Source organism: Rhodovarius crocodyli, from assembly GCF_004005855.1.
GTDB classification, from domain to species: domain Bacteria; phylum Pseudomonadota; class Alphaproteobacteria; order Acetobacterales; family Acetobacteraceae; genus Rhodovarius; species Rhodovarius crocodyli.
This window is the reverse complement of sequence record NZ_SACL01000003.1, coordinates 400,815-421,368: the sequence shown is the minus strand read 5'-3', so window position 1 is coordinate 421,368 and position 20,554 is coordinate 400,815. Positions and strand designations below refer to the sequence as shown.

General features: G+C 69.1%; 19 protein-coding genes. 7 read left to right on the top strand and 12 right to left on the bottom strand.

The features are described 5' to 3' along the window. Positions 1-3 precede the first annotated feature (3 nt). The 5 genes from EOD42_RS11190 to EOD42_RS11170 all read right to left on the bottom strand — a co-directional run bounded on the left by EOD42_RS11190 (position 4) and on the right by EOD42_RS11170 (position 5,541). Positions 4-1,608: a zinc-binding metallopeptidase family protein gene (locus EOD42_RS11190; RefSeq protein ID WP_127787604.1), complete on the bottom strand. Its 1,605-nt coding sequence runs from the start codon at positions 1,606-1,608 to the stop codon at positions 4-6. A 76-nt stretch (positions 1,609-1,684) separates the two neighbouring features. Further along, a complete protein-coding gene (locus EOD42_RS11185) occupies positions 1,685-3,277 on the bottom strand; it encodes an ABC transporter substrate-binding protein (protein WP_127787603.1) in 1,593 nt (530 codons plus the stop codon). 126 nt (positions 3,278-3,403) lie between these two features. Further along, positions 3,404-3,943, bottom strand: coding sequence for a papain-like cysteine protease family protein (locus tag EOD42_RS11180; protein ID WP_127787602.1), 540 nt, complete (start codon positions 3,941-3,943; stop codon positions 3,404-3,406). Positions 3,944-4,058: 115 nt separating this feature from the next. Continuing rightward, positions 4,059-4,745: a molybdate ABC transporter substrate-binding protein gene (locus EOD42_RS11175; protein ID WP_127787601.1), complete on the bottom strand. Its 687-nt coding sequence runs from the start codon at positions 4,743-4,745 to the stop codon at positions 4,059-4,061. Positions 4,746-4,788: 43 nt separating this feature from the next. After that, positions 4,789-5,541: an IclR family transcriptional regulator gene (locus tag EOD42_RS11170; RefSeq protein ID WP_127787600.1), complete on the bottom strand. Its 753-nt coding sequence runs from the start codon at positions 5,539-5,541 to the stop codon at positions 4,789-4,791. Between the two features lie 73 nt (positions 5,542-5,614). Between EOD42_RS11170 and EOD42_RS11165 the strand changes: the two genes are divergently transcribed. After that, a complete protein-coding gene (locus tag EOD42_RS11165) occupies positions 5,615-6,562 on the top strand; it encodes a cupin domain-containing protein (protein WP_127787599.1) in 948 nt (315 codons plus the stop codon). 8 nt (positions 6,563-6,570) lie between these two features. On the opposite strand, the gene EOD42_RS11160 is transcribed toward EOD42_RS11165, so the two are convergent. Together EOD42_RS11160 and EOD42_RS11155 are read right to left on the bottom strand one after the other, a co-directional pair. Next, complete coding sequence (locus EOD42_RS11160) at positions 6,571-7,908, bottom strand: MFS transporter (protein ID WP_127787598.1); 1,338 nt, start codon at positions 7,906-7,908, stop codon at positions 6,571-6,573. Between the two features lie 57 nt (positions 7,909-7,965). Then, positions 7,966-8,763 carry an IclR family transcriptional regulator gene (locus tag EOD42_RS11155; protein WP_127787597.1) on the bottom strand — a complete coding sequence of 266 codons (798 nt, stop codon included), beginning with the start codon at positions 8,761-8,763 and terminating at the stop codon, positions 7,966-7,968. 111 nt (positions 8,764-8,874) lie between these two features. Here EOD42_RS11155 and EOD42_RS11150 point away from each other — a divergent pair, with 111 nt between their 5' ends. The 6 genes from EOD42_RS11150 to EOD42_RS11125 all read left to right on the top strand — a co-directional run bounded on the left by EOD42_RS11150 (position 8,875) and on the right by EOD42_RS11125 (position 15,449). Beyond that, positions 8,875-9,633 carry an SDR family NAD(P)-dependent oxidoreductase gene (locus EOD42_RS11150; protein ID WP_127787596.1) on the top strand — a complete coding sequence of 253 codons (759 nt, stop codon included), beginning with the start codon at positions 8,875-8,877 and terminating at the stop codon, positions 9,631-9,633. Beyond that, on the top strand, positions 9,617-10,405 hold the full coding sequence (locus tag EOD42_RS11145; protein WP_240655138.1) for an SDR family NAD(P)-dependent oxidoreductase: 789 nt from the start codon (positions 9,617-9,619) through the stop codon (positions 10,403-10,405). Before EOD42_RS11150 ends, EOD42_RS11145 begins: the two co-directional genes overlap by 17 nt. Beyond that, positions 10,402-11,235, top strand: a complete 834-nt coding sequence (locus tag EOD42_RS11140; RefSeq protein ID WP_127787594.1) for a polysaccharide deacetylase family protein — start codon at positions 10,402-10,404, stop codon at positions 11,233-11,235. Before EOD42_RS11145 ends, EOD42_RS11140 begins: the two co-directional genes overlap by 4 nt. Next, positions 11,232-12,617 (top strand): amidase, encoded by a 1,386-nt coding sequence (locus tag EOD42_RS11135; protein WP_127787593.1) that lies wholly within the window; start codon positions 11,232-11,234, stop codon positions 12,615-12,617. The genes EOD42_RS11140 and EOD42_RS11135 overlap by 4 nt, the downstream gene beginning before the upstream one ends. Next, positions 12,614-13,726: an LLM class flavin-dependent oxidoreductase gene (locus EOD42_RS11130; protein ID WP_206020322.1), complete on the top strand. Its 1,113-nt coding sequence runs from the start codon at positions 12,614-12,616 to the stop codon at positions 13,724-13,726. Before EOD42_RS11135 ends, EOD42_RS11130 begins: the two co-directional genes overlap by 4 nt. Before the next feature lie 109 nt (positions 13,727-13,835). After that, complete coding sequence (locus EOD42_RS11125) at positions 13,836-15,449, top strand: ABC transporter substrate-binding protein (protein WP_240655122.1); 1,614 nt, start codon at positions 13,836-13,838, stop codon at positions 15,447-15,449. A gap of 175 nt (positions 15,450-15,624) precedes the next feature. Here EOD42_RS11125 and EOD42_RS11120 read toward each other — a convergent pair whose 3' ends face one another. The 5 genes from EOD42_RS11120 to EOD42_RS11100 all read right to left on the bottom strand — a co-directional run bounded on the left by EOD42_RS11120 (position 15,625) and on the right by EOD42_RS11100 (position 20,546). Beyond that, complete coding sequence (locus EOD42_RS11120) at positions 15,625-16,329, bottom strand: isochorismatase family protein (protein WP_164867886.1); 705 nt, start codon at positions 16,327-16,329, stop codon at positions 15,625-15,627. Further along, the gene (locus tag EOD42_RS11115; RefSeq protein ID WP_127787590.1) at positions 16,329-17,309 is read right to left on the bottom strand and encodes an ABC transporter ATP-binding protein; all 981 of its coding nucleotides are present in this window, start codon (positions 17,307-17,309) and stop codon (positions 16,329-16,331) included. The genes EOD42_RS11120 and EOD42_RS11115 overlap by 1 nt, the downstream gene beginning before the upstream one ends. Beyond that, positions 17,306-18,379 carry an ABC transporter ATP-binding protein gene (locus EOD42_RS11110; protein WP_127787589.1) on the bottom strand — a complete coding sequence of 358 codons (1,074 nt, stop codon included), beginning with the start codon at positions 18,377-18,379 and terminating at the stop codon, positions 17,306-17,308. Before EOD42_RS11110 ends, EOD42_RS11115 begins: the two co-directional genes overlap by 4 nt. A gap of 309 nt (positions 18,380-18,688) precedes the next feature. Beyond that, entirely contained in the window at positions 18,689-19,588 is a 900-nt protein-coding gene (locus EOD42_RS11105; protein ID WP_127787588.1) for an ABC transporter permease, read from the bottom strand. A gap of 10 nt (positions 19,589-19,598) precedes the next feature. Beyond that, positions 19,599-20,546, bottom strand: a complete 948-nt coding sequence (locus EOD42_RS11100; RefSeq protein ID WP_127787587.1) for an ABC transporter permease — start codon at positions 20,544-20,546, stop codon at positions 19,599-19,601. Positions 20,547-20,554: the final 8 nt, after the last annotated feature.

The following is a 20,554-nucleotide window of genomic DNA, read 5'->3' as shown; positions in this document are numbered from 1 at the left end:
TGCTTAAATCAGCTCCCCCGCCCCCGTGCCATGCAGCGGCGTCGGGAAGGTCCATTCCTCGCCACGGGCGGTGGTGACGTATTCCGGCCAGCGCAGATCCACCGGCGGCACGAAGTCGGCCGGCAGCAGCGGGCCCACCCACTGGCTACCGCCCACGCCGCCGCCGGTGCGTTCCTTGAACTCGGCCTGGGCGGCGCCCAGTGCCTCCGGCAGGCTCGCCAGGTCCAGCAGGGTCAGCGCCATGGTCTTGGCGGCGACGAACATGCCGGGGTCCACCACCGCGGGGTGGCCGCCCAGCGCGTTGTAGGCCCAGTTCGGGTAGGAATAGCCCTTGGTCGGCGCGCGCAGCCGGGGCCGCGCGGCCAGCAGGCGCACGGTCGGCGCGTGCCAGGAATATTCCACATAGTCGTCGGCGCTGAGATGCTTCTGCCAGCTCGGCAGGCCGGCACGCAGGCGCGCCTCGAAATCCACGGGGTCGGTCAGACGCGAGACCTCGGGGATGAAGGGATCCTCCATCGCGTCCACGCCCAGATTCTTCTGGATCGCCCGGCCGAACTCCCGCGCCTCCTCGGAATAGACGGGCGCACCCACGGCCTGCAGGTTCTTCCAGGTCAGGTCGGTCATCGCCTGGTTGGGCAGGCCGACACGCGTCTTGGTCACCCAGCGGACATAGGCCTTGCAGCCCGTGATGCCCGCCACATGCTTCGCGTTCTGCGCCAGCACCCGCCAGATCTGCTCCTGGATGCCGAGCGAGGAGGCGCGCCAGGAATACTGGATCTGGGAGAAGCGCGGCGTCAGGTTGTCGCTGGTCGCACCCGCATCGCCCAGGATGTACTCGTTCAGCGTCCAGGACCCGGCGTGGGGGAACATCGCCTCCTTGGTGTACTTCGTGGTCGTGTACATCAGGCACAGCGCGTCGGTCGCACCCGGGCAGCGGGCATTGGCGTGCGCGCCCTCGATCGGCACCAGGTTGGGGTCGATCCAGGCCTCGGGGTTGTCGGCCTCGAAGGTGATGATGGCGGACCAGTAGGCGCCGAAATGGGTCTCACCGGTGACGGTGTTGTGCGGCCAGGGGTGCCAGACCACGCAGGCGTCCAGATCGTCGAAATAGCCCTTGGCGGCGTGGATGGGCTTGCTGCCGCAGACCTTCTCGGCAGGCTCACCGAACAGCTTCAGCGTGCCGGCGGTGCCGTGCTTTTCCATCGCGGCCTTGGCGGCCAGAAAGGCGGTCAGCGAGGCCGTGCCCAGCACCGAGTGCGGGTCCGTATGGCCGGCGGTGTAGGGGTGCAGCCCCTCGCGCGGGGCCTCATAGGGCACCACCTGCTGGGAATTGCCGGGCACCGCGTCGTATTCGGAAAAACCGGCCAGGACCGGGCCGTCACCCTGCTTCCAGGTGGCGCAGAAGGCCGTGGGCATCTCGCCCGAGCCTTCCTCGACCGAGAAGCCCTCGGCGGTCAGGATCTCCACATAGTCGCGGACGGATTTGTATTCGCGCCAGGCGGGTTCGGCGTGGTCCCAGATGCGCTTGTTGAAGGCCGAGAGCCGGGCCTCATTCGCCGCGATCCAGTCGAGCGCCGTCGCACGGAGCGCCGTGTTGGTGTCAGTCATTGGTGTCTCCCCCGATGGAGAATGCAGTATCGGCCGAAAGCCGCCGCCGGTGCACCCGGCGGCGGCTTTCGGGAAATCAGCCGCGCTTCACGTTCCAGAAGGTCGCGAAGCCCGGCAGGATGCCCTGGATGTTGCTGCGGAAGGCCGTCGGCTGCAGGTACTGGCCCAGCGGATAGTAGGGCACCTCGCGCATGCCCACTTCCTGCATGTCGCGGCAGATGGCCGCCTGGGCGGCCTGGTCGGGCGCGCTGAACCAGGCGGTGCGCAGTTCCTCCAGGCGGGGAATGGTGGCCCAGCCGGCGTAGCCGGCCTCACCGGCGCCGCGCAGCGCGATGTGCATGGCCGGGTTCAGCCAGTCCATGCCGGCCCAGTTGGTGACATAGGCGCTCCAGCCGCCATCGGCCACGGGGCCCTTGCGGTTGCGCCGCTGCAGCATGGTGTTGAACTCGACGGCATAGACCTCGACGTTGAAACCCGCCTGCTTCAGCGTGTCCTCCGCCACCGTGCCCATCACGGCCAGGCCCTGCGAGGTGGAGGGCACCATCAGCAGCACCGGCTCACCCTTGTAGCCGGCGTCGATCACGGCCTGCTTCACCTTGGCCATGTCGCGCGCACCGGTCAGCACGCCGAGGCCCACGTCCGAGGCCATGGGCGTGCCGGGGCAGAAATAGCCCAGCGGCACATGGAACAGCCCGGGGTCGGAGGTGCCGACGAGGGCCTGCATGGTGCTGGTCTGGTCGATGCCGCCCCACAGCGCGCGACGGATCGCGGGGTTGTTGAAGGGCGCCTGCAGGTGGTTCACCTGCATCATCGCCACGAAGCCCGTGGGGTCGTTGGTGGCCACCCGCACGTTGCGCGCGCGGCGCAGCAGCGTCAGCTGGTCGTGATAGGCGTATTCCTGCCAATCGGCCTCACCGGCGATCAGCGCGTTGGTCGCGGTGGAGGGGTCGGGCATCACGCGCCATTCGACACGGTCGAAATGCACCACCTTGGGCCCGGCCGTCCAGGACGGCGTGCCGTTGGAACGGGGCACATAGCCCTCGAACTTGGTGTAGACGTTCAGCGAGCCCGGCACGCGCTCATCCGCCTTGTAGCGGAAGGGCCCGCTTCCGACGAGCTCGGTCACCTGGCGGAACGGGTCGGTGTTGGCCAGGCGCTCCGGCATCATGGCGCAGACCGGCACGGAGGCCTTGCCGAGCGCCATGGGCAGCAGCGGGAACGGCGCCTTCAGGCGGAAGCGGATGGTGCGGTCGTCGGGGGCCGAGAGCTCATCGGTCGCGGCCATCAGCAGGCCGCCGAACGGGTCGCGCTTGGACCAGCGGTTCAGGCTGGCCACGCAGTCGCGGGCGCGCACCGGCTCACCGTCATGGAACTTCAGGCCGGGGCGCAGCGTCAGGTTCCACAGCTTGCCGTCATTCTCGACCGTGTGGCCCTCGACCATCTGCGGCACGGGCTGGAAGTTGCTGTCCATGCCGTACAGGGTGTCGAACACCATGTAGCCGTGGTTGCGCGTGGCGTAGCTGGTGGTGGTGACGGGGTCGAGCGTGACCAGATCCTGCTGCGGCGTGAAACGCAGCGTGGTCGCCGATTGAGCCCGGACGGAGGCGGGGCCGGCGAGGCTGCCGGCAAGGCCCGCACCCGCCGCCTGAAGAATGCCGCGACGCTGCATGTGACTGCTCCTGTATACGTATACGCGCGCGGAAGCTGCTCTCGTTGCGCCGAGGTGACAAGCAGGACATGCGGCATAATCCGGCGCTGCGGCCTTACCTGTGCCCGCATTGCGGGCACAGGCCGTTCACTCGGGCACAAGGCCCCAGGGCACCGCGCTGCCCCAGGCCATGACGGACCCGATCCAGTGGGCGTGATGCTCCGCCCCGTTCTGTTCCTTGGAGGTGCCGCGGCAGAACAGCTTCTCGGTCCAGGTCTCGATCGATGCCTCGGCCACGCCCTCCCACCAGGGGTCGATGAACTTCACCTGGTCGCGGCTCGCGCCGATCACGACGACGTTGTGGTTGTAGCCCTTCCAGTTGCCGGCCACCCACACCGGGCTTGCGGCGCAGAAGGAAGCGAAGTTGGCGCCGCTCCAGCCCGACCCCGAGCCCCAGGCCTTCAGGCCGAGCGCCTTGGCCGCACGCTGATAGTCCTTGGCCTTGAGGCCGGTCTTGCAGGCGTCGTCCCACAGGATGCCGGCATTCACCAGCAGGTCCTTGATCTCACCCGGGTCGCGCTCCTTCCAGGTGAACATCATCTCGAGGCAGGTGTACCAGCAGGTGGTCGCCGTGCGCTGGGGCAGCGGCGTCATCTTCTTCATCGGAACGGTGACCATGGCGCTCATCGGAAACCATCATCCTCCAGGGGCTTATGCCTCTGTGGGAAAGCTAGGCCGATGTCCGGGCGGCGCGCATCATCCGATCGCGTGAGGCAAAGGGCTGCCCCGCGTTTTCCTTGGGCTAGGCCGGCTCCACCCCCGTCGCCAGGAAGGCGCGCCGCGCCCCCTCGCCCAGCAGGTGAGAGATGAAGTTCTGCGCCGTCTCGGGCTGCGCGCTGCCCGCGAACACGGCCGCGACGAAGGGCGCGTAGGTGCCCAGCGGCTGCGGGAAGGCGCCCACCATGTCGATGCCGGGCACGGCCATCAGCTCGCTCATCTGCTGCACCGCCAGCGTCGCCTCGCCGGTCAGCAGCTTCTCCGCCGTCAGCCCCTTCGGGATGACCAGCGCCTTGGCCATGATGGCGTCACGGATGCCCAGCCGCTCGATCAGCTCGCGGAAATAGATGCCGCTGGCCCCGGCCTCGGAGATGACCAGGCGCGGCGTGTCCAGCAGGGCCCGGATGAAGGCCTCAGGCGTCGAGATGTCGATGGCGGGGCTGCCGGGGGGCTTGGCCAGGCCGACCGCGGTGCGCGCCACATCGGTGCGGGTATCGGCCAGCAGCACGCCCTCGGCGATCAGCGCGTCCACCGCCGTATCCATGGCCACCACCACATCGGCCCGGTGCCCGCCATTGACGCGCCCCAGGATGACGGCCGTGGGGTCGAAGCTGATGTCGAGCGCCGTGCCCGTCGCCGCCTCGAAATCCGGCCCGATGCTGTCGCGCAGCGGCACCATGATGCCGAGCGTGCTCATCACCGCGAGCGTCATGGATATTCTCCCCCTTTTGCGGGGGCAGCATGGCGCGCGCGCCCTACCCCGTCCATCCGCCGGCACGGGAGATCTCGGCCGCCGCGGCCTTCAGCCGGGCCACCACCGGCGCGGGGTCCAGCCCGGGCGCCGACAGGTTGATCGCCGCCACCACCCGGCCAGCGACATCGCGCAGGGGTGCGGCGATGCTGGCCAGCCCCTGCTCGAACTCGCCCCGGTGCAGCACATGGCCCGCCGCCGCATCGGCCCGCGCACGGCGCTGCAGGGTGGCCAGGCTCGCCCCCTTCGGCGGGTCGTCGCGATACAGCGCGGCAAGCTCGGCGGGCTCCATCCCCGCCAGCAGCACCCGCCCCATCGAGGTCGCGTCCGCCGGCAGCCGGCTGCCGACATGCACGATGCTGGCCATGCCCCGCCGCGTGGGCACGCGCAGCAGGTACAGCGCCTCCCGCCCCTCACGCACCGCCAGATGCGCGGACCAGCCGGTGTCGTCGCGCAGGCGTTCCAGCACCGGCAGCGCGATTTCCAGCAGGTCGCGCGAGGCCAGGTAGCCGTAGCCGAGCTTCAGCACCGCCGGCCCCAGCGAATAGGCGCGGGTGCGGCCGTCCTGGAGAAGAAAGCCCAGCTCCGTCAGCGTGTAGGCGATGCGGAACATGGCCGAGCGCGTGGTGCCCAATGCCGCCGCGAGCTCGGACAGGCCCATGGTCGGGCGCTCCGCCGAGAAGGCCTGCAGGGCGGCCAGCCCGCGCATCAGCCCGGGCACCAGGTAGCGGTCCTGCTCGGCGTCGGTTTTGCCCATGAAACACCCTATACGCCCGCCAACGACGCCCCGCTATCGCTCGGGCATCAGCCGTTACCGAGGATACGCGCCGATGAACGCCATCGCCCCTGCTTCCGCCACGGAAGCCGAGTTCCGCCGCCACACCGTGCGGCACACCCAGAAGTTCTTCGACTGGGATGCCTTCCCGTCCAACCGCGGCTTCCCCGACCTGGCCCGCGCCCAGATGCGCTATATCGGCGCCGGCGGCAGCCCCAAGGTGGGCGAGCCCGGCACCCTGCCGCCCGACCACTTCACCCTCAGCCTGATCCACAAGCCGGTCGGCAAATACGCCGCCTGCCACGCGCATGAAATCGAGGAGAGCTTCCTCATCATCGACGGCGTGCTGACCGTGGGCTGGGAACAGGAAGGCGAGGTGGTGGAAGTCCGCCTCGGCCCCAAGGACATGATCCTGAACGCGCGCGACATCGGCCACGGCTTCCGCAACGACGGCATCGAGCCGGTGCTGATGTCGATCTCCGTCGATGTCGGCAAGCCGCTGCCGCCGCGCTACCTGTATCACCCCAAGCTGGGCACGGATGCGGAGCTGGCCCGCAGCTTCGGCGCCGCACCGGGCAAGACCCTGCCCTTCGACCCCGCCGGCAGCCACCCCATCCAGCAGCTGATGGCGCGCCACGTCATCCGCCATCACGAGCAGCCCCGCATCCGGGACGCCGCCGGCTTCTCCCGCCAGGTCTATGTCGGGCCGGGCGGGGTGGAGAACGACACCGCCCGCAAGGAGATGTGGGAAATCCCCACCGGCGTGGGCGTGCAGCCCTATACCCGCGCGGTGGAGGACGCCTTCCTGGTGCTGGAAGGCCGGCTGACCGTGGGCTGGACCGACAACGGCCAGAGCTACACGACCGAGCTCGGCCCGCGTGACCTGCTCAAGACCCCCGCCGGCCAGGCGCATTGGTTCCGCAATGACGGCCCGCTGCCCGCCACTGTCTGGAGCGTGGTGGGCGAGGCCGGGGCCGAGACGGTGACCTTCGCCCGGGCCTGAACGGCCCCCTACCTCACCCCCGGCAGCAATCTGGCGAAGCTGACCAGGCTGGCGCCCAGCGCCAGCCCGCAGGCCAGCCAGATGGCCAGCCGCGCGCCCTCGGCGGGGCCCAGGGACAGGCACAGCGCCACCAGGGCTGCACCGGTCGCCTGCCCCAGCAGGCGTGAGACGGCGACGATGCCGCTGGCGCCGCCACTGCGTTCACGGGGGGCGGCGGCCATGATGGCCTTCATGTTGGGCGCCTGGAAAAAGCCGAAGCCGATGCCGCTGAGGCCGAGGCGCCAGGCGATGTCCAGCGGCGCCGGGTCGTCGGGCAGCATGGCCAGGCTGGCCAGCGCCGCGCCCAGTATCACCAGCCCCACCCCGCCCAGCAGCCCCGGCGGGTGGCGGTCCGCCATGGGTGCCGCGATCAGCGCCATGACGGCCAGCGCCACCGGCCAGGGCGTGATGATCAGCCCCGTCTGGCCCTGGCTGAAGCCCAGCACGCCGTGCAGCCAGAAGGGCAGCACCACGAAGGCCACCCCCTGCACCGCGAAGGAGCAGATGGAGGTGATGGAGGAGAGCAGGAACAGCGGCCGGCGGAACAGGTCCATGGCCAGGATGGGCGCCGACTGCCCGGCCTCGCGCCGCAGCAGCAGAAAGCCGCTGAGCGCCGCGCCCGCCCAGGCGGACAGCACGAGCATGGCGCCCATCCGGTGCGCCAGCCCCGACAGGCCCAGCAGGATCAGCGCGAACAGCAGCGCACACAGCCCGGCCGAGACGGCATCGAAGCGGCGCGGGCTGCGCTCGGCTTCCGGCAGGTGGCGGAAGGTGGCCGCCATCACCACGGCCGCGATGGGAACATGCGCGAGGAACAGCCAGGGCCAGCCCGCCACCGCCAGCACCGCGGACGCGACGGAGGGCCCCGCCGCGAAGGCAATGCCCACCACCAGCGCATAGATGCCCAGGCCCCTGCCCAGATGCTGCGGCGGATAGATCACGCGGATCAGCGCGGGCGTCACGGCCGAGATCGCGGCGGCCCCCAGCCCCAGCAGCGCGCGCCCCGCGACCAGCGTGGGCAACGACCAGGCGAGGCCGCAGGCCAGGGCCCCCATCGCGAACACGATGATGCCCAGGCTGAACACCCGCCGATGACCATGGATTTCACCTAGGGCGGCCATCGGCAGCAGGGCCGCCACCACCACTAGGTAATAGGCATTCACCACCCAGATGGAGGTCGCGTCCGCCGCGCCGATGGCGCGTGCGATGCTGGGCAGCGCCGTGTTGGTCAGCGAGATGTCGAGGGTGGCGAAACAGACCGGCACCAGCACGGCCAGCAGGGCGGAAAGGCTTACGCGGGCGGTCAATCTCGGCTTCCGGGACGTTTGCCGCAGCCTAGCGCCGCGCGGCAGCCCCGGCCAAGCTCACTCGCTGAGGGAGCGCGCCGTCTCCATCGCCATGGGGGCCATGCGGCGGCGGAAATCCTCGACGCTCCAGTCCGACAGGGAACCCGCGATGTGGACGGCGCCGATGGGCCGGCCCTGGCGGTCGCGGATGGCCGCGGCCAGCACCACCTCGCCCAGCAGCGCCTGCTCGACCGCGACGGCATAGCCGCATTCCCGCGCCTCCGCGATCAGCGCGCGCAGGGCCGGGATTTCGGTGATGGTGCGCGGCGTCATGGGGCGGCGGTCGCAGCGGGCCAGGATGTCCTCCACCACCGCGTCATCCATCAGCGCCATCATCGCCCGCCCGCCGGAGGACAGCGCGATAGGCAGGCGCCGGCCAACCAGCGTGGCATGGAAGGTCTCGCGCCGGCTCTGCAGGCGCATGGCGTAGACGATGTGGATGTCGTCCCACAGGCTGAGGTCCACGCGTTCCTGGGCGGTGCGCCGCAATTCGCCCAGCGGAGAGGCGGAGCGCTGCACCAGTTCGTGCGTGCGCAGGAAGTCATAGGACCGGTCGAGCGCCAGGATGCCGGGCAGGAAGCCGCGGCCCATCGGGTCCATGCGCAGGTATCCCAGGCGGCGCAGCGTGTAGCACAGCCGCTGGGCGCCCGATTTGTCGGTGCCGGTCGCGGCCGCGATCTCCGACAGGCTCATCGGCTGGGGGTTCGTGCCGAAGGCCTCCAGCACGCGGAATGCCCGTTCCACGGCCTGAATGAACAGTCTGGGGTCAACCGGCTCGGCACCGGGCGGGCCGGGGCTGAAATTCGGCTTTGACATGATGCTGAAGCTCCCTTTAACCTCCTTTTCCAATTCGATCGTATCGTTAGTCAATACTTATTTGCTTTGGGGCGGGCCTCTGCGGCAGCCCCGCAAGGGAGCCTACTGACGATGACTTCTCCTCGCTTTACCGGCCGCATCGCGGTCGTCACCGGCGGCGCCTCGGGCCTCGGCCGCGTCACCGCCGAGGGCCTGGCGGCCGAGGGCGCGCGCGTCGTGCTGTTCGACCGCGACGAGGCCGGGCTCGCGGAAACCGCTGCGAAATGCCCCGGCTCCATCACCGTGGCGGGCGACGTGACCAGCGCCGCCGACCAGCAGCGCCTGGCCGAGGCCGCCGCCGCGCTCGGCCCCGTCACCCTGCTGGCGACCGCCGCCGGCACGCTTGGTCCCACACTGGGCTTCCTGGATATTTCCGAGGAGCAGTGGGACCGGGTGTTCGACATCAACGTGAAGGGCACCTGGCTGTCGATCCGCTATATCCTGCCGCTGATCAAGGCGGCGGGCGGCGGCTCCATCGTGACCTTCGCCTCCACGGCCGGGCTGATCGCCCAGCCCGTGATGCCGGCCTATGCCGCCAGCAAGGCCGCCGTGACCAGCATGGTGCGCAGCCTGGCCAAGGGCGAGGCGCCGAACGGCATCCGCGTGAACAGCGTCTGCCCCGGCTCGATCTGGACGCCGATGCTGGAAGCCACCTTCGCCGGCGCCGGCGAGGAGCGCGCCAAGCGCGAGGCCGAGTTCCTGGCCCGCCACCCGATCGGCCGCTTCGGCAAGGCCGAGGAAGTGGGCGCGGCGGTGCTGTTCCTGCTGAGCGACGCGGCCGGCTTCATCACCGGCGTGAACCTGCCGGTCGATGGTGGCCGTCTTGCCTGATCCCACACGTTTCGCCGGCCGCGTCGCGGTCGTCACGGGGGCCGCGCGCGGCATCGGGGCGGCCATCGCCACCCGGCTGATCGCCGAGGGCGCGCAGGTGCTGCTGGTGGATCTGATCGAGGAGGTCATGGCCACCGCGCAGTCGCTGGGCGCCAAGGGCTTCATCGCCGATGTGGGGCAGCCCGGCGCGGGCACGGCCATCGCCCAGGCGGCGCTGGCGGCTTACGGGCGCCTCGACATCCTGGTGAACAATGCGGGCATCGGCGGTTCCAAGGCGCTGGCCGATTCCGACGATGCGCTGATCGACCGCTTCGTCGACATCAACCTGAAGGCCGTGCTGCGCGTGACGCGCGACGTGCTGCCGCACATGACGCGCCCCGGCGGGCGGATCATCAACATCAGCTCCACCTTCGGGCTCTCGGGCTATCCGGGCACCACCGCCTATGCCGTGGCCAAGGCGGGGGTGGCGCATTTCACCCGCCAGCTCGCGGCCGAGGTCGGCCCCGATGGCATCCTGGTGAACGCCATCGCCCCCGGCGTCATCGAGACACCGATGACGAAGAACCACCTGACGAAGCCCTATTACATCAAGGCCATCGTGGACCCCACGCCGCTTCGCCGTGCCGGCAAGCCCGAGGAGATCGCGTCGGTCGCCGCCTTCCTGGCCTCGGAGGATGCCTCCTTCGTCGCCGGGCAGGTCATCGTGGTGGATGGGGGGTGGATCACCTCCCGCAACCCGCCGCGCCAACCAGATGAAGAGGTCATGGGATGATCGACAAGAGTGTGAAATGGCCGGGCGGCGCGAAGGTCGCCGTCATGCTGACCTTCGATTTCGACGCCGAGACGCTGTGGCTGTCGCGCGACCCGGCCAATGCGCGCCGGCCCGGCACGCTCAGCCAGGGCACCTATGGCGCCAAGGTCGGCGTGCCCAAGATCCTGGAGACGCTGCACGAGGCTGATCTGGACAAGAAGGCCACCTTCTTCATCCCCGGCTGGACGGTGGAAAACCACACCCAGCGCTGCGAGATGATCCTGAAGCAGGGCCATGAGATCGCCCATCACAGCTACTCGCACACATGGGTCGACCCCGACTTCCCCGAGAAGGAAGTCGAGGAGATGGAGAAGGGCCTGCATGCGTTGAAGCATGTGCTGGGCGTGAAGCCCAAGGGCTATCGCTCCCCCGCCGGCGAGACCAGCGACAACCTGATCAAGCTGCTGGGCCAGCACGATTTCCTGTACGACAGCTCGCTGCTGGACGACGTGGTGCCCTATCGCATGGCGGCACCCGGCGGTGGCAAGGGCCCCGTCGAGCTGCCCTGGCACTGGTCCACGGATGACGCGCCCTACGCGCTGTTCTCGGTGAAGAACCCGCGCCCGATCTTCACCAACAGCCACATCCTGTCGGTGTTCCAGGACGAGTTCCGCGAGATCTACCGCTGGGGCGGGCTGTACAACCTGGTGATGCACCCGCAGGTGTCCGGCCGCCCGGCGCGCATCGCGATGCTGCGCGAGATGATCGCCTTCATCAAAACCTTCCCCGATGTGTGGTTCGCCACCGGCACCGAGGTCGCCGAGGCCTGGATCGCGGCGCACGAAGCATGAGCTACGATCCCGCTACCTTCGCCCCGCTTACCTTCCACGACGCGGTGCCGGGCTTCATCGCCGGCACCGACACCCCGCGCGCCTATCTGGAGCGCTGCCTGGAGACCATCGCCGCGCGTGAGCCGGTGGTGAAGGCCTGGGTGACGCTGAACGAGGAAGGCGCGCGCGCCGCCGCCGACGCCGCCACCGCCCGCTACAAGGCCGGCCGCGCGCTGTCCTCGATCGACGGCATGCCGATCGGCATCAAGGACGTGTTCCAGACCCGCGACATGCCGACCGAACAGGGCACGCCGCTGTTCAAGGGCGTGCAGACCAAGGCCGACACCGCCTGCGTGCTGGCGCTGCGCCAGGCCGGTGCGGTGGTGCTGGGCAAGACGGTCACGACCGAGCTCGGCATGTCCCACCCCGGCCCCACCACCAACCCGTTCGATGCGGAGCACACGCCGGGCGGTTCGTCGTCCGGCTCGGCTGCCGTGATCGGCGCGCGGATGGTGCCGGCCGCCATCGGCACCCAGGTGGTGGGGTCCGTCATCCGCCCCGCCGGCTTCTGCGCCAATACCGCCATCAAGCCCACCTTCGGCGCCCTGCACCGGGGTGAACGGCTGGGCTTCAGCCAGAGCCATATCGGCGTGCATGCCGGTGACCTCGCTGACATGTGGGCCGTGACCTACGAGATCGCGATGCGCTCGGGCGGCGATCCGGGGCACCCGGGCCTGTTCGGTGAGCTGGCCCCGCGCCCCGCCGCCAAGCCGCGCGCCCTGATCGTGATGGAATCCGAGGGCTGGGCGCAGACCGACAGCACCACCATGGGTGCCTTCGAGAAGATCCTGGCCAAGCTTTCCGACAGCGGCGTGACCATCCTGCGCCGCAAGGACAGCCCGCTGATCGAGAAGTTCGAGCAGGCGATCGGCATCAGCCTGGCCCTGTGCCGGGACATCTGCGGCTATGAGCTGCGCTGGACGCTGGAGAACCTGATCGAGCGTTTCGGTTCCGGCCTGTCGGACAGCATGATGTCGCGCCTCGACCTCGCGAAATCCATGACCATCGACGACTACCGCCTGGCGCTGAACCTGCGTGAGGAAGCCCGGCGTGCCTTCGAGGCGATCGCGGGCCTCGCCGATGGGCTGATCAGCCTGTCCTCCGTGGGCCCTGCCCCGCGCATGGACAATGGGCTGAAGGATTCGGGCGTGACCCACACGACCGGCCTGCCCTCCTTCAACGCCGCGACATCGGTGCTGGGCTCGCCCGCCATCACGCTGCCGTTGCTCGCGGTGGGCGGGCTGCCGGTGGGTGTGCAGGTGATCGGCCAGCAACACGGCGATGCGGCGCTGACCGGCACCGCCGCCTGGATCCGCGCGAACATCCCGGCGGTCTCGGTGTGAACGCGCTGCTGAACGCCAACCGGCTGAAGCTCGGCATCTTCGGCACCAATGGGAAGGGCGCGGCCCAGACCATGGTGCCGGAGGCCTACCGGCCCAGCTGGGAGGCCTCGGTCAAGACCGCGCAGATGGCCGACGCGCTCGGCTTCGAGGCCGCCTTGGCCTATGCGCGCTGGAAGGGATACATCCTGGGCCAGCCGGCCCACCCCAGCGGGGTGGTGCTGGACCCCTTCACCTGGTGCGCCGGCATCGCCCAGGCCACGCGGAACATGACGGTCATCGCGACCTCTCATGCGCCCACGCTGCACCCGATCACGGCGGCCAAGCAGTCCGCCACCATCGACATCATCTCGGGCGGGCGCTTCGCGCTGAATGTGGTGGGCGGGTGGAACAAGCCGGAGCTGGAGATGTTCGGCGCGCCGCTCGCCGAGCACGACGCGCGCTATGACCATCTGCAGGAATGGCTGGAAGTGATCCAGCGCCTGTGGCGGGAACCGGAGGAATTCGACTTCGACGGCCGCTTCTTCAAGGTGGCGCGCGGGTCGTCCATGCCCAAGCCGCTGCAGCAGCCAGGGCCGCCCATCATCAATGCCGGGGGGTCGGATCGCGGGCAGCGCTTCGCCTGCGAATTCGCCGATGTCTGCTTCCTGATCCTGCGCAGCGAGGACACGGCGCAGATCGCGACCCAGATCGCCGAATACAAGCAGATGGCCCGCCGCGACTACGGCCGCGAGGTGCAGGTCTGGACCTATGCCTATTGCGTGCAGCGCGCGACGCGGGCGGAGGCCGAGGAATACCTGCACCACTATTCCGTGGTGCATGAGGATACCGCGAGCCTGGATGCCTGGATCGCGGGTGTCGGTTCTCAGACCAAGATCTTTTCCTCCCCCGAGGCGACGGCCGCCGCGCGGCGCCGCTTCGCGGCCGGGGCGGGCGGATCCGGGCTGGTCGGCACCGCCGAGGACATCGCGGCCCGCCTCGATCAGCTTTCCGCCGCCGGGCTCGACGGCGTGCTGCTGACCTGGGTGGATTTCGAGGATGGCCTGGACCGCTTCGCCGAGGTCATGCCCCTGCTGGAGGCGCGCGGTTTGCGCGCGCCTGTCGCCTTCTAGTGCCGCGCGCCTGGGCGCCACGCGGCCCGGGCGCGCGATTGCCTGAATTTTCCGCATGGCCGGGCCCGGCGCCCGGTCTGAACATGCCTTGAACCGGATGGAAAGGACGATGCGTATGGTATTGCCGTTCACCAAGCTGCGCAGTGCCCTGGCGGGCGCACTGCTGGCCGCGACCGCCCTGGTTGCACCAGCCGAAGCGCAACAGGCCCAGCGCCCGATCCGCCTGGTGCTGAATGTGGGCCTTCAGGTGCTGGACCCCATCGCGGGCCCGTCCTTCGTCACTCGCAACTTCGCCTACATGGTGTTCGACACCCTCGTCTCCATGGACAGCCAGGGCCGTTTCCGCCCGCAGATGCTGGACAACTGGCGCACCAGCGATGACGGTCTGACCTGGACCTTCACGCTGCGCGACGGGCTGGAGTTCAGCGACGGCGCCCCGGTGACGGCCGAGGACTGCGTCGCCTCCCTGCGCCGCTGGGGCCAGCGCGACAGCCTGGGCCGCCGCCTGATGGCCGCCACCCAGGAAATGCGCGTGGTGGATGCCAAGACCTTCGTGCTGCAGCTGTCCCGCCCCTTCGGCCTGGTGCTGGAGGCGCTGGGCAAGCCCAGCGTGCAGGTGCCCTTCATCATGCCCGCGCGCATCGCGGCCAACACGCCCCCCACCACCCCGGTGACGGAAGTCGTGGGCTCCGGCCCCTTCCTGTTCCTGCGTGACCAGTGGATTCCGGGTGAGCGCACCGTGTTCGTCCGCAACCCGCGCTATCGCCCGCGCGATGAGCCCGCGGACGGTCTGGCCGGCGGCAAGGTGCCGCGCGCCGAGCGCGTCGAGTTCATCAACATGGGTGACCCCGGCCTGCGCGCCGCCGCCATCCAGGCGGGTGAGGTCGACTACCTCGAATACGCGCCCATCGACTACATCCGGAACTTCCAGCGCAACCGCAACCTGGTCCTCAGCCGCGCGCGCGGCGGTGCCGAGATTGCGGGCGGCCTGAGCATCAACCACCGCCAGCCGCCCTTCGACAATGTGCAGGTGCGCCGCGCCGTGCAGCAGATCATGTCACGCGCGGACATCATCGCGGCCGAGGGCGTGCCCCCGGAATTCAGCCAGCCCGACTGCCAGTCCGTCTATGTCTGCGGCACCTTCTATGCCAGCGAGACCGGCACCGAGCCGATGCGCACCACCAGCATCGAGCGCGCGCGCGAGCTGCTGCGCCAGTCCGGCTATAACGGCGAGCGCGTGGTGTTCCTGCAGCCGGGCGATTCCGCGCTGATCAACCCGATCGGCCTGGTGATGATCGACCGCCTGCGCCAGGCGGGCTTCAACCTGGATGTGCAGACCTCCGACTGGTCCTCGCATGCCTCGCGCTGGATCCAGCACCGCCCGCTGGACCAGGGCGGCTGGAGCCTGATCCCGGTGATCTACACCGGCTTCGACCTGGGCAACCCGCTGACCAACCCGGGCATCGGCTACAACTGCACCGGCAACCAGCCCTGGGGCTATTGCAACGAGGCGATGACGCCCGTCATCGAACGCTTCGAGCGCGAGGCCAATGCCGAACGCCGGCGCGAAATCGCGGGTGAGCTGCAGCGCATGTCGATCGAGCAGGCGAACTTCCCGATCTCGGGCCAGTTCGCGTCCGCCGCCGTGTGGCGCGCCGAACTGCGGGGCGTGATCGATTTCGGGTTCCCGGTGATGTGGAACCTGGAGCGGGCGGCGCGGTGAAGACCGGGGGCTTTGCCCCCGGAGACCCCCGGTCAGGGGCGCTGCCCCTGACGACCCCGCCAGGAGATAATATCTCCTGGACCTGATAATCGTTTGGCGCCCTACCTTCGCAGGTGGGGCGCCATTTTCATGATGGTAAAATGAGCTCTCAAGGGGTCCGGGGCAAAGCCCCGGCCTAAGCCGCCCGCGCCGCCTTCCCTGCCTTCAGCGCCGCCTCGACCTCCGCCGTCGACTGCACATCCCCGAAGGACAGGTAGAAGTTGATCAGCGACGCATTGTGCTCGGCGTCCGTCATCGCGGCGTTCGCATCGCTGACCATGATGGTGCGGAAGTTCAGCATCATCGCGTCGCGCGCCGTGCTCTCGCAGCACACATTGGTCAGCGTGCCCGTCACCAGCACCGTGTCGATGCCCCGCGCGCGCAGCCGGTCCTCAAGGTCCGACGCGCCGCGGATGAAGCAGGAATAGCGGAACTTCGGCACGATCTCGTCACCCTCGCGGATGTCGAGCCCGTCCCAGAAGGCATGCCCCGGCGTGCCGGGCGAGATGGAGCGGATGCGCGCCGCGCGTCGCTCGGGGCTCGCCTGTTCCTCCAGCACCGACCATTCGATGCGGGATTTCTCATCCGAGGCGTTCTGGATCCAGCACACCATGCCCCCCGCATCGCGCAGGGTGGCGGCCAGGCTGTTGATGGCAGGCACGATGCCGGCGGCGGTCGGCACGCAGGAATGGCCGACCTCCAGGCTTATGTAGCCATACTGCATGTCCACCACCAGCAGCGCGGTGCGCGCGGGGTCCAGTGTCGCGAAGGGATGCGGCGTGCCGCAGCGCTTCACCACACGGGCGACGATCTCGGGTGGGATGTCGATGACGTGCCGCATCACGCGAAGGCCGGCGCGTCGGTGCGGATGCAGCGCACGATGCGCCCCGGCGCGGGGCTGACCGGCGGCGGGCTGCCGGCATTGCATTCCGCGATCATCTTCGGGCAGCGCGGCGCGAAGCTGCAGCCGGGCGGCAGGCGGCGCATGTCCGGCGGCGCGCCGGGGATGGTCTTCAGCTCCTGGTCGCGCGGCTGGTCATGCACGGTGGAGGCCAGAAGCCCCGCCGTATAGGGATGCTGCGGGTTGCGCAGCACGTCGCGCACCGTGCCCGTCTCCACCACCCGGCCGGCATACATCACGGCCACCCGGTCCGCGATCTCGGCCGCCACGCCCAGGTCATGGGTGACGAAGATGACGGACATGCCGAGCTCCTGCTGCAACCGCCGCAGCAGGATCAGCACCTGGATCTGCACCGTGGCATCGAGCGCGGTGGTCGGCTCGTCGGCCAGCAGCAGCTTGGGCTCGCAGGACAGCGCCAGCGCGATCATCGCGCGCTGGCGCAGGCCGCCCGACAGCTCATGCGGATAGGCATCGAGCCGCCGCTGGGCAGAGGGGATGCGCACCAGGTCGAACAGGTCCAGCGCGCGCTGCCGCCCCTCCTTGTGGGAAACGCCGCGATGCAGCGCCACCACCTCCGCGATCTGGTCACCCACGCGCGCGACGGGATCGAAGGCGGTCATCGGCTCCTGGAAGATCATGGAGACGGTGGAGCCGCGCATCCGGCGCAGGGCCTTCTCATCCATGGCCAGCACATCCTGGCCCGCCACGCGGATCTTGCCCGTGATGACGCTGCGCTTGGGCGGCAGCAGCCGCATCAGCGCGCGCATGGTCACGGATTTGCCGGAACCGCTTTCGCCCAGCATGCACATGACCTCACCCGGGGCCATGGTGAAGCTAACGCCGTTCACCGCGCGCACATTGCTCTCACGCGTGACGAAATTGACCGAGAGGTCCTCGACCTCGACGAGGTTGGTGCTCAATGCGTTCCCTCCAGGACCATGCCCGCCTTGGTGTGGCCGGAAGACAGATCCTGCATGTGGCAGGCCGCGACATGCATATGCGGCTCCACCATCCCGATCGCGGGGGATTTCGCCGAGCAGACCGCCTCGGCAAACGGGCAGCGGGTGTGGAAACGGCAGCCGCTGGGCGGGTTGATGGGGTTCGGCGGGTCGCCGCTCACGGGCGCTTCCTCACGCCTATGGTCGGGGTCCATGGCCGGCTTGCTGTCCAGCAGGGCCCGCGTGTAGGGGTGCTTGGGGTTGCGGTAGATCTCATCGGCCGGGCCGATCTCCACCACCTCGCCCAGATACATCACCATCACGCGGTCACTGATCCAGCGCACCACGCCCAGGTCGTGGCTGATGAAGATGTAGGTCAGGTTCAGGTCGCGCTTCAGCGTCTGCAGCAGGTTCAGCACCTGCGCCTCGACCGATTTGTCGAGCGCGGAGACCGCTTCGTCCAGGATCACCATGCGCGGCTTCATGGCCAGCGCGCGGGCGATGTTGATGCGCTGCTTCTGCCCGCCCGACAGTTCATGCGGGTAGCGCCCGCCGAACAAAGCGGGGTTGAGCCCCACCTTCACCAGCAGTTCCCGCGCCATCGCGATCGCATCGGCCTGCTTCTCGCCGAAGGCCATCGGACCGAAGGCAATGGAGTTCTGCACCGGCATGCGCGGATTCAGCGAGGATGAGCTGTCCTGGAACACCATCTGCACCTGGCGGCGCATCTCCGCCACCGTGATGCCGCGGGGCGCGCCCACCGGGTCGCCATCGAAGATCTGCTCGCCGGAATCAGGGCGGATCAGGCGCATCAGCAGCCTGGCGACAGTGGATTTGCCGCAGCCCGATTCACCCACGATCCCCAGGGTCTCGCCCTTGCGCACAGTGAAGGAAATGCCGTCCACCGCGCGCACATGCGCCACGGTGCGGCCCAATATGCCGCCCTTGATCGGGAAGTGCTTCTTCAGCCCGTTCACGGTCAGCAACGGCTGCGCCGGGCCGCCGCGATCGCGCGCGTCGTCCACAGCCACCGCGAAATCAGTCATGGCCATGGGCCTGCTCCGTCTGGGTGGGGGCACGACGGTGGGTAGGGCGGATCAGGGGCTTCGCCCCCGAACCCCCAGCCAGGGGCTCTGCCCCCGGCACCCCCGCCAGGAGCCTGTGGCCCCTGGACCCCCTTGAGTTGTCCGAAAGGTTGCGGAGGGGGCACCGAAGGCGCGCCGGATCAGCGGCCGCTTGCCGCCCCCTCCGCAACCTTTCGGCTCCCGGGATACAAGGGCCCTTCGGCCCTTGGCGGGTTCCAAGGGCAGAGCCCTTGGTGGGGGTCCGGGGGTGAAACCCCCGCTGCGCCCTACCCTCTCTCACGCCCTGACATCCATGGCGGCGCGTAGGCCGTCGCTGACCAGGTTCATGCTGATCGAGGTGATCAGGATGGCGATGCCGGGCATCGCGCAGACCAGGGGTGAGACGTAGATGGACTGGCGCAGCGCGTTCAGCATCAGGCCCCAGTCCGGGTCGGGTGGCTTCACGCCGAGGCCCAGGAAGGACAGGCCCGAGGCCAGGATGATCGCCACCGACACCAGGCTGGAGGCATAGATCAGGATCGGCCCCAGCACATTGCCGATGACATGGTGCCACAGCACCTTGCGCAGGGGTGCGCCGGTGGCGCGGGCGGCGTCCACGAAGTCCAGGTTGCGCACCTGGGTCGTGGCGGTTTCGGCCACGCGGCACAGCGGCGGGATGAACACGAGGGAGAGCGCGATCATGCCGTTCACGGCACCGCCGCCCATCGCGCCCGAGATGGCGACCGCCAGTAGGACGGAGGGGAAGGCGTAGAACACGTCCATCACGCGCATGATGACCATGTTCACCACGCCGCCGGCGAAGCCCGCGACGATGCCGAGCATCCCGCCCACCAGGGTCGCGATGATGACGGGCACGATGCCCATGGTCAGGGTGATGCGCCCGCCATAGAGCAGGCGCGAGAGCATGTCGCGGCCCAGCTCATCCGTGCCCAGCCAGTACTGGTCCATATAGCCCAGCGGCTTCAGCCGGCGGATGATGCTCTCGCGATAGGGGTCGAAGGGTGCGAGCCACGGCGCGAACACCGCGGACAGGATGATCAGCACCAGCACCGCCAGGAAGAACAGCGTGATGTAGTCGTAGCGCAGCCGGTAGCCGACCGTGCCCCAATAGCCGCGCTGCCTGGGCAGCGCCATCTCGGTGGGGTCGGTGGGGGTGGCGCTCACAGCGGAAGACATGCTGCCCCTTTCAGCCGCGACGGATGCGCGGGTCGAGCGTGGACTGGAACAGGTCCACGGCGAGGTTGGTCACCACGAAGATCATCGCGAGCACGAGGATCGTGCCCTGCAGCACCGGCACGTCGCGGGTCAGGATCGCCTTGCTGAGCAGGTATCCGCTGCCGGGCCAGGCATAGACCGTCTCGACCAGGATCGAGCCGCCCATCAGCGTGCCGAACTGCAGGCCCATCACCGCGAGGACCGGCGGCAGCGCGTTCTTGATCGCGTGCTTCAGCACCCGCCATTCCGGCAGGCCGTTGGCGCGCAGCGTGACCACGAACTCCTGGTTCATCACCTCGGAAACGGCCGAGCGCGTGGTGCGCGCGATGATGCCGACCGGGATCATGGACAGCGTGATGACCGGCAGGATCAGGTAGCGGATATGGTCCCAGCTGGTGGGGTCGAAGGTATCGCCCGCCGTGCCCGAGGAAGGCAGGATCATCATCTCGACCGAGAAGATGATGACCAGCACGATCGCCAGCCAGTAGTTGGGGATGGAGACGCCGAGCACGGCGACCCCGGTCACGAGACGGTCGAGCCAGGTGCCGGACTTGCGCCCGGCGATCACCCCCAGGACGAAGGCGATGCTGAAGGCGATGAGCACGGAAAGCCCGGCCAGCAGCACCGTGTTGCCCAGCGAGCGCTGGATTTCCTCGATAACGGGCCGCCCATTCGCGATGGAGCGGCCGAAATCGCCCCCGGCCACGCGCCACAGCCAGTCGAAATACTGAACGACGATCGGCCGGTCGAGGCCGTAGAGCGCCTTCAGGCGCGCCACGGTCTCGGCATCCGCATCGGGCGGCAGCAGGGTCTGCACGGGGTCGCCCGGTGCGAGGAACACCAGGGCGAAGCACACCATGGAAACCCCCAGCGCGATGGGGATGGCGGCGATCAGGCGGCGGATGACGTAGCCGAACATGGGCGTTG